The sequence below is a fragment of the Klebsiella sp. CN_Kp106 genome, assembly GCF_040064575.1.
In the GTDB taxonomy this organism is placed as follows: domain Bacteria; phylum Pseudomonadota; class Gammaproteobacteria; order Enterobacterales; family Enterobacteriaceae; genus Klebsiella; species Klebsiella michiganensis.
The window spans coordinates 13,487-25,886 of the sequence record NZ_JBEAIG010000071.1; the positions used below are offsets into that span (position 1 = coordinate 13,487).

9 protein-coding genes are annotated in these 12,400 nt (G+C 56.2%); 4 read left to right on the top strand and 5 right to left on the bottom strand.

Annotated elements, in window-relative coordinates:
• Positions 1-7 precede the first annotated feature (7 nt).
• Entirely contained in the window at positions 8-1,366 is a 1,359-nt protein-coding gene (locus tag ABLU96_RS26695) for a glycoside-pentoside-hexuronide (GPH):cation symporter (RefSeq protein WP_025106155.1), read from the bottom strand.
• A 514-nt stretch (positions 1,367-1,880) separates the two neighbouring features.
• Between ABLU96_RS26695 and ABLU96_RS26700 the strand changes: the two genes are divergently transcribed.
• Positions 1,881-3,629, top strand: a complete 1,749-nt coding sequence (locus tag ABLU96_RS26700; protein WP_025106154.1) for an alpha,alpha-trehalase — start codon at positions 1,881-1,883, stop codon at positions 3,627-3,629.
• A 104-nt stretch (positions 3,630-3,733) separates the two neighbouring features.
• On the opposite strand, the gene emtA is transcribed toward ABLU96_RS26700, so the two are convergent.
• Positions 3,734-4,345: a membrane-bound lytic murein transglycosylase EmtA gene (gene emtA / locus ABLU96_RS26705; protein WP_009651970.1), complete on the bottom strand. Its 612-nt coding sequence runs from the start codon at positions 4,343-4,345 to the stop codon at positions 3,734-3,736.
• A gap of 95 nt (positions 4,346-4,440) precedes the next feature.
• Between emtA and ldcA the strand changes: the two genes are divergently transcribed.
• Both ldcA and ABLU96_RS26715 read left to right on the top strand, forming a co-directional pair.
• Positions 4,441-5,355 carry a muramoyltetrapeptide carboxypeptidase gene (gene ldcA, locus ABLU96_RS26710; RefSeq protein WP_064405617.1) on the top strand — a complete coding sequence of 305 codons (915 nt, stop codon included), beginning with the start codon at positions 4,441-4,443 and terminating at the stop codon, positions 5,353-5,355.
• Between the two features lie 92 nt (positions 5,356-5,447).
• Entirely contained in the window at positions 5,448-7,181 is a 1,734-nt protein-coding gene (locus ABLU96_RS26715) for a potassium/proton antiporter (protein ID WP_004851981.1), read from the top strand.
• A gap of 16 nt (positions 7,182-7,197) precedes the next feature.
• On the opposite strand, the gene dadX is transcribed toward ABLU96_RS26715, so the two are convergent.
• Entirely contained in the window at positions 7,198-8,268 is a 1,071-nt protein-coding gene (gene dadX, locus ABLU96_RS26720; protein WP_064405619.1) for a catabolic alanine racemase DadX, read from the bottom strand.
• Between the two features lie 12 nt (positions 8,269-8,280).
• Complete coding sequence (locus tag ABLU96_RS26725; protein ID WP_004851984.1) at positions 8,281-9,579, bottom strand: D-amino acid dehydrogenase; 1,299 nt, start codon at positions 9,577-9,579, stop codon at positions 8,281-8,283.
• A 321-nt stretch (positions 9,580-9,900) separates the two neighbouring features.
• Between ABLU96_RS26725 and ABLU96_RS26730 the strand changes: the two genes are divergently transcribed.
• Positions 9,901-11,433, top strand: coding sequence for a SpoVR family protein (locus ABLU96_RS26730; RefSeq protein WP_004138526.1), 1,533 nt, complete (start codon positions 9,901-9,903; stop codon positions 11,431-11,433).
• A 59-nt stretch (positions 11,434-11,492) separates the two neighbouring features.
• Here ABLU96_RS26730 and fadR read toward each other — a convergent pair whose 3' ends face one another.
• Entirely contained in the window at positions 11,493-12,212 is a 720-nt protein-coding gene (fadR, locus tag ABLU96_RS26735; protein WP_004851987.1) for a fatty acid metabolism transcriptional regulator FadR, read from the bottom strand.
• Between the last annotated feature and the right edge of the window lie 188 nt (positions 12,213-12,400).

Below are 12,400 nucleotides of genomic sequence, written 5' to 3' on the forward strand. Positions count from 1 at the left end.
GTTATTTTCAGGACTCGGCAAAAGTTCCTTTTTTCAAATCATCAACAATGCCATTCATTCTATTTTCTGTTAAGCCATAGAATTTAATAGAGACTGCGGTAAGAACATAGAAAATTGACGGTACCAGGGTGAACAATAGCACTACGCCATGTACCGCAGAGGCTGGTTGCACCGTGGTGTTAGCCGCGTAATGGTAGTAAGCCAGCACCCATCCAAGAATCGCACCACCAACGGCTACACCGAGCTTAATCACAAAAATATTCGCCGCGACGTTCATTCCAGTGATACGACGCTGGGTTTTCCATTCACCATAGTTATTAACGTCGGTTATCATTGACCACTGTAGCGCGCCGTTGCCGCCCTGAATAATGGAGATCAGAATATGCACGCCGAGCACCAGCACCCAATATTGTACCGGCACCATAAAGCATACGACGCCCAGCGCAGCGGTGACGAGATTAATCCAGAAAGAGAGTCTGACCTTACAGAAACGCGTACCAAACGGTTTTGCCAGCACCGAACCCAGCATGGAGGCAAACATCCCGCCGAGCATGAATATTGTAATAACGTCCGCACCTTTATTCAGCACGCTATTGACGTAATATACCACCGCCCCGCCGCGAATCACCACGGCAACCAGCATCATAAAGTTGTAAACGGAGAGAATACGCCACTGATCGTTGCGGAAAAGAATTTTCACATCGCGGGCAATATTCAGATTTTCTTCTTTGATCGGCTGGACGCGCTCTTTAGTGGTCGCGAAACAGACGACAAACATCAGGCAGCCGATAACGCCAAATATCGCCATGGAGACCTGAATACCCGTCGCCCGATCGCCAGGATAAAGAAGATCGGCCAGCGGTAAAATAAACGCGGTACCCAGCGCGCCGCCAATCGGCGTGATGGCAAAACGCCAGGATTGCAGAGAGAGGCTTTCACGCGGATCGGAAGTCAGCGCCGCACCCAGCGAGCAGTAAGGAATATTAATGGCGGTGTACATCAACGTCATAAATATATATGCCGCAACCGCATAAACCACTTTCCCCGAGTCGGAGAAAGACGGTATGGAGTAAACCAGCACGCAGCTCACGGCAAAAGGTACGCAGATAGCCAGCAGCCACGGACGGAAGCGCCCCCAGCGGGTTGAGGTGGCATCCGCAATCGCCCCCATAATCGGATCGGTAATCGCATCCAGCAGACGAACCAGCAAAAACATCGTCCCCATCACGGCGGGCGGTAGACCATAAATATCGGTATAGAAGTAGGCTAAGATGGCAACGGAGGAGTCAAATACAATATGGCTCGCTGCGTCCCCCAGGCTGTAACCTACTTTTTCTCTGACAGAAATTTTGTCGCCAGCAGACATACATCACTCCTTTACGAAAAAATGAAACCGGTTTCTGTAATGTCTGCATTTTTTACTTTTCTCTCCTACAGATGCCATTATGTTTTTTTATTAATTATTTATGTTTTTTTATTTATGTGATCCTGTCAGCCTTCAATGGTATTAGAACCCGTTTTTTTGTTTGGCAGATCACATGTTTTAATACTTCGCTAACTTTTTTCAGGCGACAGGGATGAGCAGATAAAAATGCCATATAGGAATACCATGCCGCTTGTCTATTTATTTTTCTTATTCGCGGATTATGTTTTTTATCAATTGCCAGATATTCAGCGAAAATATCCCCCGAAGAACCCTACAAGACAGCGCTGTTTTAACCGCCAATATTTTGTCGGTGCGGAACAGAGCAGTGCCCGGTAAATACTCTGTTTTCACTTAAAATGTTACCTCGGACACGCGCAGCGGCGGATATTCGTCTAAGGTTTTCTGATGGCCGAATGCAGTGGCACATAGTCTGCAATGATAAGGAGAACAATCTATGACGAGTCCCGTTTCCCGTCGCCCCGCTACCCTGCCTTTTGCTCTTCGTCTGGCGCTAGGGGGCGCGTTTGTCGCCCTGGCGACGTTGACGGCTCAGGCTGAAGAAACCCGTCCCACCCCGCAATCACCCGATATCCTGCTCGGTCCGCTATTTAACGATGTGCAAAGCGCGAAACTTTTTTCTGACCAGAAAACGTTTGCTGACGCCATTCCGAACGGCGACCCGCTGATGATCCTTGCCGATTATCGTATGCAGAAAAGCCAGACCAGCTTTGATTTGCGGCACTTCGTAGAACTCAACTTTACCCTGCCTCGCGAAAACGACCAGTACGTTCCGCCAAAAGGACAAACGCTGCGCCAGCATATCAACGGATTATGGCCCGTACTGACCCGCAGTACCGTCGACGTCGAAAAATGGGATTCGCTGCTGCCGCTGCCAAAGCCCTACGTGGTGCCCGGCGGACGCTTTCGCGAAGTCTATTACTGGGACAGCTACTTCACCATGCTCGGCCTGGCTGAGAGCGGTCACTGGGATAAAATTGAAGATATGGTGACCAACTTCGCCGCGGAGATCGACGCCTGGGGCCATATTCCCAACGGCAACCGCACCTACTATCTGAGCCGCTCGCAGCCGCCGTTCTTCCCGTTTATGGTTGAACTGCTGGCCACGCACGAGGGCGATGAGGCGCTCAAAAAATGGCTGCCGCAGATGGAGAAAGAGTACCAGTACTGGATGGATGGCGCTGAGGCGCTTGAGCCCGGCAGCGCCAGTAAGCGCGTGGTGCGGATGGCCGACGGCGCCCTGCTCAACCGCTACTGGGACGATAACGACACGCCGCGTCCGGAATCCTGGCTGGACGACGTCACGACCGCCAAAAACAATCCCAACCGCCCGGCGACTGAAATCTACCGAGATCTGCGCTCCGCCGCGGCATCCGGCTGGGACTTCAGCTCCCGCTGGATGGATAACCCGCAGCAGCTCGGCACCATCCGCACCACCTCGATTGTTCCGGTCGATCTGAACTCGCTGATGTTCCACATGGAAAAAACCATCGCCCGCGCCAGTAAAGCGGCAGGGGATAGCGCTAAATCCGCGCAGTATGACGCATTAGCCAACGCCCGTCAGAAAGCGCTGGAGAAATATCTGTGGAACGATAAAGAGGGCTGGTACGCCGATTACGATCTGAAAAGTCATAAGGTGCGCAATCAGCTGACCGCCGCGGCGCTGTTCCCGCTGTACGTCAACGCCGCCTCCAGCGAACGCGCCGCGAAGGTCGCCGCCGCCACCGAAGCGCGACTGCTCAAGCCCGGCGGCCTGACCACCACGACCGTCAATAGCGGCCAGCAGTGGGATGCGCCGAACGGCTGGGCGCCGCTGCAGTGGGTCGCCGCTGAAGGCCTGCAAAAGTATGGCCAGCAGAAAATCGCAATGGAGGTGAGCTGGCGGTTCCTCAGCAACGTTCAGCACACCTACAACAGCGAACAGAAGCTGGTGGAAAAATATGATGTCAGCTCGACCGGAACCGGCGGCGGTGGCGGAGAGTATCCGCTACAGGACGGCTTTGGCTGGACCAACGGCGTCACCCTGAAGATGCTGGACCTGGTGTGTCCGAAAGAGAAGCCGTGTGACTCCGTCCCCACCGCGCGCCCGGCGGCGAATGACGACAACGGCAAAGCGGCGGACGTCTCGGCGCAGCCTGCCGCTCAGCAGCCGGCTGCGGTAGAGGAGAAAAAAGTCGCGCCGTAAACCTCCGCGCGGCGGGGGCCCGCCGCGCGTCTTTATCAATTTGCAGTTCCAGAATCGGCCGGGCCGATGGCTCCCCGGCAAGCTGAGCCTGCGGGGAGCGCCCTTTACATGGCGTCCAGCGCCTTCTGCAGCTTCCAGATATAGCGCGGCGCCTGCGGTGCCGGGTGCTTTTTCACCACGTGCTCAAAGAAATCATCGGCGTCCATATCGTTAATCTCTTCAATCGCATCCTGGCGATTGGACGAGAACGTCCGCAGCAGCGCGCCCGCGCCGTTGGCATAGGACACCACCACCGCATAGCGCATCACCTGCGGGTCTTTAATCCCCGCCAGCGGACCGTTTTCGAGGATGCTGAGGTAGGCCGCCCCCATCGAAATATTGCGCTCGGGATTCTTCAGCTCGCTCACCGAAGGATCCCCGCTCCAGCCCATCCGCCGGTAAACATCGCGACCGGAGGTCGAGGGCTTCAGCTGCATCAGGCCAACCGCGCCGGATTTGCTGACCACCGTCGGGTTACCGCCGGATTCAATGGCGATGATGGCGGTAATCAGCTGGGGATCGACGCCCCACGCCGCACCGGCTTTTTCGCTGATTGGCATCCACTGCATCGCCCGCTTAACCGGGACTTCCGGGTTCCACGGCGGGTTACGATAATCGTGTTTTGAACTACAACCGGCCAACAATACACATAAAAAAACACACCATCTCAATTTCACACATCTATCCTTATTGGCTGAAGTTTGCCGCACGGAGATGACAATAAACGCTCCAGGCGGCATGATAACCCTTTCATTCTTAGCAAGGAATTGTCATGTCTCAGTTTTATCTCGTCGCCCCTTCCGGTTACTGCATCAACCAGGAGGCGGCGTATCGCGGCGTGCAGCGTCTGCAGGAGGCCGGGCACCAGGTCGCGCACCAGGAAGTCATTCCCCGCCGGGCGCTGCGCTTTGCCGGAACTGAGAATGAACGCCTTGCCGATATCAACCAGCTCGCCGCCCTCGCCGGTAAAAACCGCATCGTGCTGGCGGTACGCGGCGGCTACGGCGCGACTCGCCTGCTGCCGCAGATTGACTGGCAGGCGCTGATCGCCCGCCAGCAGCAGGTTCCGCTGCTTATTTGCGGCCACAGCGATTTCACCGCCATCCAGCTGGGGCTGCTGGCAAAGGGTAGCATAATCACTTTTAGCGGGCCGATGCTGGCGGGAAACTTCGGCGCTGAAACGCTGAACGAATTTACCGAGCACCATTTCTGGCAGGCGCTGCGCAACCCGGCGTTTACGCTTGAATGGCACGGCGAAGGCCCGGACTGTCGCGCCGACGGCACGCTGTGGGGCGGCAACCTGGCGATGCTGACCTCGCTTATCGGCACCCCGTGGATGCCGCAGATTAGCGACGGAATTCTGGTGGTGGAAGATATTAACGAACACCCGTTCCGCGTCGAACGCATGCTATTACAGCTGCTCAACAGCGGTATTCTCGCGCGCCAGCGGGCGATTATCCTCGGCAGTTTTACCGGCGCAAACGCCAACGACTACGATGCCGGATACGATCTGCCGATGGTATACGACTACCTTCGCCAGCAGCTTAACATTCCGGTCATCAGCGGCCTGGATTTCGGTCACGAGCAGCGTACGGTCACCCTGCCGCTTGGCGCCAGAGCATTGCTGGTCAACAACGCATCCATCACCACGTTAAGCATCAGCGGCCACCCGGTTCTGGCGGAATAAAAATTCCTCTAACGCATATCCCGATCGGCGTCAGATTGTTAAAATGGTGTAGTTTTTAATTTATCTTCACGCCGGTAAGGAGTACGTCAACATTGGACGCCGCTGCGGTCATCAGTCTGTTTATCCTGGGTTCTGTTTTAGTAACCTGTAGTATTTTATTAAGTTCCTTTTCCTCACGCCTCGGCATCCCGATTCTGGTTATCTTCCTGGCGATTGGGATGCTGGCGGGCATTGACGGTATCGGCGGCATTCCGTTTGACAACTACCCTTTCGCCTACATGGTGAGCAACCTGGCGCTGGCGGTTATCCTGCTTGACGGCGGGATGCGCACTCAGGCCAGCTCTTTTCGCGTGGCGCTGTGGCCCGCCCTCTCGCTCGCCACGGTCGGGGTGCTGATCACCTCGGCTCTGACCGGACTGATGGCGGCCTGGCTGTTTCATCTCAACCTGATTGAAGGGCTGCTGATCGGCGCTATCGTCGGCTCAACCGATGCCGCGGCGGTATTCTCACTCCTCGGCGGTAAAGGGCTGAACGAACGCGTCGGCTCGACGCTGGAAATTGAATCCGGCAGCAACGACCCGATGGCGGTGTTCCTGACCATTACCCTTATCGAGATGATTCAGCAGCACGAGACCGGCCTGAGCTGGATGTTCGCGGTGCATATCGTGCAGCAATTCGGGTTGGGTATCGCTATCGGCCTCGGCGGCGGCTATCTGCTGCTGCAGATGATTAATCGCATTGTGCTGCCGGCCGGGCTTTATCCTCTGCTGGCGCTGAGCGGCGGGATCATGATTTTCGCCGCCACCACCTCGCTGGACGGCAGCGGCATCCTCGCGGTCTACCTGTGCGGATTCCTGCTCGGCAACCGGCCGATTCGCAACCGCCACGGTATCCTGCAAAACTTCGACGGCCTGGCGTGGCTGGCGCAGATCGCCATGTTCCTGGTGCTCGGCCTGCTGGTCACCCCGTCCGACCTGTGGCCTATCGCCATCCCGGCGCTCATTCTGTCGATGTGGATGATCTTTATCGCCCGTCCGCTGTCGGTGTTTGCCGGTCTGCTGCCGTTTCGCGGCTTCAACCTGCGCGAGCGGATATTTATCAGTTGGGTGGGCCTGCGCGGCGCGGTGCCGATTATTCTCGCCGTCTTCCCGATGATGGCGGGCCTGGAGAATGCGCGGTTGTTCTTTAACGTGGCCTTCTTCGTGGTGCTGGTCTCGCTGCTGTTACAGGGGACCTCGCTCTCCTGGGCGGCGAAGAAAGCCAAAGTGGTGGTGCCGCCGGTCGGCTCGCCCATCTCCCGCGTCGGGCTGGATATCCATCCGGAAAACCCGTGGGAGCAGTTCGTGTACCAGCTTAGCGCCGAAAAATGGTGCGTCGGCGCGGCGCTGCGCGACCTGCATATGCCGCCGGAGACGCGGATTGCCGCGCTGTTTCGCGACAACGTACTCCTGCACCCTACCGGCAGTACCCGGCTGCTGGAAGGCGATATTCTCTGCGTGATTGGCCGCGAGCGCGACCTGCCCGCGCTGGGTAAACTGTTCAGCCAGTCGCCGCCGGTGGCGCTGGATCAGCGCTTCTTCGGTGATTTTATTCTCGATGCCAGTGCCAGATTTGCCGACGTCGCGCAGATTTACGGCATTGACGGGGGAGAAGAGTTTCGCGATCGCCAGCAGTCTCTGGGTGACGTCATACAGCACCTGTTAGGCGCCGCCCCGGTGGTCGGCGACCAGGTGGAATTTGCTGGGATGGTGTGGACGGTGGCGGAAAAAGAAGAGGATCACGTACTGCGGGTTGGCGTACGGATGGCGGAAGATGAGGCGGAGTGATCCGCCTCAGGCTAAGTTACACCGTCACAACCGGTACGCGCGGCGCGAGCGCGCACATTAATTCATATCCGACGGTGCCGCAGGAGGCCGCGACATCGTCAATTTTGATCTCTTTGCCCCACAGCTCAACCGGCGCGCCGATCCCTGCCTGCGGGCATGGGGTTAAATCCACGGCCAGCATATCCATTGAGATGCGCCCGACCGTCACGGTGCGTACGCCGTCAACCAGCACCGGCGTACCGCTCGGCGCCAGCCGCGGGTAACCATCAGCATAGCCGCAGGCAACGATGCCGATACGCCGCTCCTCCGCCGCGCGCCAGGTTGCGCCGTAGCCGACCGCTTCACCGGCTTTCAGGTTCTGTACGGCAATAATTTCGCTGCTTAGCGTCATCACCGGTTTCAGCCCGGTGTTGGCCACGTCCTGCCACAGGCCGGAAGGCGAGGCGCCGTACAGCACGATCCCCGGCCTCACCCAGTTAAAATGCGACTCCGGATGCCACAAGGTTGCCGCCGAGTTCGCCAGCGAGCGCGGGCAATCCAGCCCTTCCGCCGCCTGCTCAATGCGCCGCATCGGCTCGACAATGCCGTCCGGGTTTTCCGCTTCGGCGAAATGCGACATTAACGTCATTTCGCTGACGTTACCGAGCGCTCGCAGCTGCTGCCAGACGATGTGCAAACGGTCCGGCATAAAACCCAGCCGATTCATCCCGCTATTCACCTTGACGTAAATATCGAGGGGCGCGTGCAGCTTCGCCTGCTGCAGCGCCTTGATTTGCCAGTTACTGTGCACGCTGGTAGTCAATCGGTATTTATCAAACAGCGCCAGCTCATCGGCATTGAAGAAACCTTCCAGCATCAGTATCGGCCCTTTCCAGCCGAGCTCGCGCAGCAGGATCGCCTCTTCAAGATTGAGCATCGCGAAACCGTCCGCGGCGCTAAGCGCGTTCCAGACCCTTGCCAGGCCGTGGCCATAAGCATTGGCTTTGACCACCGCCCACAGGCGCGAGCCGGGCGCCGCGCGGCGAACAATTTGTTGATTCTGGCGTAAGGCTGACATATCAATGCTGGCCTTTACAGGACGAGACATGAAAGCTCCTTGTTAATTGTGAACGCCATGCAGATGCTGAGCGCGGGCCGGCGTAAAGCCGCGGCCGTAGCGGGCGACGGCAAGATCGTCATACGGGATCGCCGGCGTACGCCCGGAGATCAGATCGCTGATCAGCTGGCCTGAACCGCAGGCCATGGTCCATCCCAGCGTGCCGTGGCCGGTGTTGAGCCACAGATTTTTATACGCCGTGCGGCCCACCACCGGCGTACCGTCCGGGGTCATCGGACGCAGTCCGGTCCAGAAGGTTGCCTGTTCAACGTGGCCGCCGCGCGGGAACAGATCGCGCACCACCATCTCCAGGGTTTCACGCCGCGGCTGCAGCAGTTCTTTATTAAATCCCACAATTTCAGCCATTCCGCCAACGCGAATACGCCTGTCGAAACGGGTGATGGCGATTTTGTAGGTTTCATCAAGGATAGTCGAAACCGGCGCGCCGTCTTCTTCCGCGATCGGAATCGTTAGCGAATAGCCTTTCAGCGGGTAGACCGGAATATCCACCAGCCCTTTCAGCATGGCCGTCGAATATGAACCGAATGCCATCACGTAAGCGTCGGCTTTGATGATTTCAGCGCCGCACTTCACGCCGGAGATGAGATCCCCTTCATAGAGCAGTTCATCCACCGGTGTATTAAAACGGAAAGTCACGCCCGCCTGTTCCGCCATCAGGGCCAGACGCGTGGTGAAAAGCTGGCAGTCGCCGGTTTCATCATTAGGTAAACGTAAACCGCCCGTCAGTTTATGGCTCACTTCCGCCAGCGCCGGTTCAACGTCCAGCAGGCGGTTTGCCTCCAGCAGCTGGTAAGGCACGCCCGCCTCCTGCAGTACCGCGATATCGCGGGTCGCGTTTTCGAACTGCTTGTCGGTGCGGAAAAGCTGCAGCGTGCCGCCCTGCCGGCCTTCATACTGGATACCGGTGCTCTCGCGCAGCGCCTTCAGGCAGTCGCGGCTGTACTCCGCCAGGCGCACCATACGTCCTTTGTTTTCCATATAGTGGCGAGTGTCGCAGTTGCGCAGCATCTGCCACATCCATTTCAGCTGGAACGGCGTGCCATCCAGCCCAATAGCCAGCGGCGCGTGGCGCTGGAACATCCACTTAATCGCCTTCAACGGTACGCCCGGCGCCGCCCACGGCGCAGCGTAGCCGGGAGAGATCTGCCCGGCGTTAGCGGCGCTGGTCTCTTCGGCCGGCCCCGGCTGACGATCGATAACCGTCACTTCATGTCCTGCCTGGCTTAAGTACCAGGCGCTAGCCACTCCAACTACCCCACTTCCCAGTATGACGACGCGCATAGCGGCTCCGTAATCGTTAAAGAACAATCATCTGATTACAAATTGATAACTCAGATGAAAATATTATTCAACATACGCTTTATTTATGGTGACTTATCTCACAGGGTTCTGCGCCAGCACTGCCCCCGTCGGTTTACCATCTCCTGCTGCGCCTCATTTTTCTACAGAATAAAATCCTGTTTAAACCGTAAAACAACGCCTTTAAGATTGTGAAATCGCGAAGAAAAGAAAATGTGGATGCACGCAGTTTGCGACGCCGTGTTCTATGCTTGTTAAGAGGTTTTCCGTACAGAGAGAACCATCAACAACGAGGGCGCGCTAATGGCTACGATTGATTCCATGAACAAGGACACAACCCGTTTAAGCGATGGACCCGACTGGACTTTTGAGCTGCTGGAGACCTATCTGGCAGAAGTCGATCGGGTGGCGAAGCTGTATCGTCTTGACACCTATCCGCACCAAATCGAAGTCATTACTTCCGAACAGATGATGGATGCCTACTCCAGCGTCGGGATGCCGATTAACTATCCGCACTGGTCGTTTGGTAAAAAATTCATTGAGACCGAACAGGCCTATAAGCACGGGCAACAGGGGCTGGCCTATGAAATCGTCATTAACTCCAACCCCTGTATCGCCTATTTGATGGAAGAGAACACCATCACCATGCAGGCGCTGGTGATGGCGCACGCCTGCTATGGGCACAACTCGTTTTTCAAAAATAACTACCTCTTTCGCAGCTGGACCGACGCCAGCTCCATCATCGACTATCTCATCTTCGCGCGTAAATACATCACCGAATGTGAAGAGCGCTACGGCGTTGATGAAGTCGAGAAGCTGCTCGACTCCTGCCACGCCTTGATGAACTACGGCGTTGACCGCTATAAACGCCCGCAGAAAATCTCGCTGCAGGAGGAAAAGGCGCGGCAAAAAAGCCGGGAAGAGTATCTGCAAAGCCAGGTGAATATGCTGTGGCGCACCCTGCCGAAGCGCGAAGAGGAAAAGACCATTGAAGCGGCACGCCGCTATCCCTCTGAGCCGCAGGAAAACCTGCTCTACTTTATGGAGAAAAACGCGCCCCTGCTGGAGCCATGGCAGCGTGAGATCCTGCGTATCGTGCGTAAGGTCAGCCAGTATTTTTATCCACAGAAGCAGACTCAGGTGATGAACGAAGGCTGGGCGACCTTCTGGCACTACACCATCCTGAATCATCTTTATGATGAAGGAAAAGTCACCGAGCGCTTTATGCTGGAGTTTCTGCACAGCCACACCAACGTGGTGTTCCAGCCGCCCTATAACAGCCAGTGGTATAGCGGCATTAACCCCTATGCGCTGGGTTTCGCCATGTTCCAGGATATCAAACGTATTTGTCAGTCGCCGACGGAAGAGGACAGGTACTGGTTCCCGGATATTGCCGGATCCGACTGGCTCGAAACCCTGCACTTCGCCATGCGCGATTTCAAGGATGAAAGCTTTATCAGCCAGTTCCTGTCGCCGAAAATCATGCGCGATTTCCGCTTCTTTACCGTGCTCGATGACGATCACAACAACTATCTGGAAATATCCGCCATTCATAATGAAGAGGGATATCGTGAGATTCGTTCGAAGCTTTCAGCGCAGTACAACCTGAGCAACCTCGAGCCGAACATTCAGGTATGGAATGTGGATCTGCGCGGCGACCGTTCGCTCACCCTGCGCTACGTGCCGCACAACCGCGTGCCGCTGGATAAAGGACGCCGCGAGGTGCTGAAGCACGTCCACCGCCTGTGGGGATTTGACGTTCTTCTGGAGCAGCAAAACGCCGATGGTAGCGTTGAGCTGCTGGAACGTACGCCGCCGCGGCCCAATCCGCTGTAGCGCGTAAACAGCAAAACGCCCGGTGACAGCACCGGGCGTTGTTTATTCGTGGGCGGGGTCTAGCGCATATTAATCGCCAGGTCACCCGGCAAATTCTTCTGCATACGATGCCAAATCTCCCCGCTGTCATGCCCGTAGCGGCGAACGATTTCATAAACCTGTTCATGAAGCCCTTCTTCACATACTTTCGCCAGCTGATGATAGAAGCCGAGCGCCAGGCTACGCGCTTCCGGGTTGGCAAAATAGTGACGACCTATGCGGGTGTACAGACCTTTCATCCCGTTGAGGATCAGGCCGTAGATAGGGTTACCTGAAGCAAAGGCCAGACCGCGGAAGATATTATAATCCAGCTCGGCAAACGCATCGGCGTGGTCTTCAATTTCACGCGCGCTCGCCAGAACCTCCAGCGCCTTATCCGGGTGCTGACGGAAAGCGGTGCGGATAAAAATAGTCGAAATATTGGTACGCACGGACAGCAGATTATCAATCAGCTGCGGAACGCTGTCGTGATCGAGACGCGCGAGGGTTTCGAGAATATTCAGACCTGACGTTTCCCAGAAGTTGTTCACTTTGGTAGGCTTACCGTGCTGAATGGTTAACCAGCCATCGCGGGCCAGACGCTGCAACACTTCACGTAAGGTTGTACGGGTAACACCAATCAGTTCAGAAAGTTCACGTTCAGCGGGAAGAATTGAACCAGGAGGGAAGCGGTTATTCCAGATACTTTCAATGATGTACTCTTCAGCGAAACCCGCAGGGCTTTGCGCCTTAATGACCATAATAAGATTTCCATTACACAGCGTTGCTATTCGACTCATCATACCAGAGCGGCCATAAGGCAGATAGCGCCAGAAAGTAATTAAAAAGGGATCGCCGTTTCATTTTCAACTTTTCATTTCACACTTTCTGTGGCTAAAGAACGTGATGCGAAGAAAGTTGCGTCTCGTTTTGCGCAACTGGTAATCTT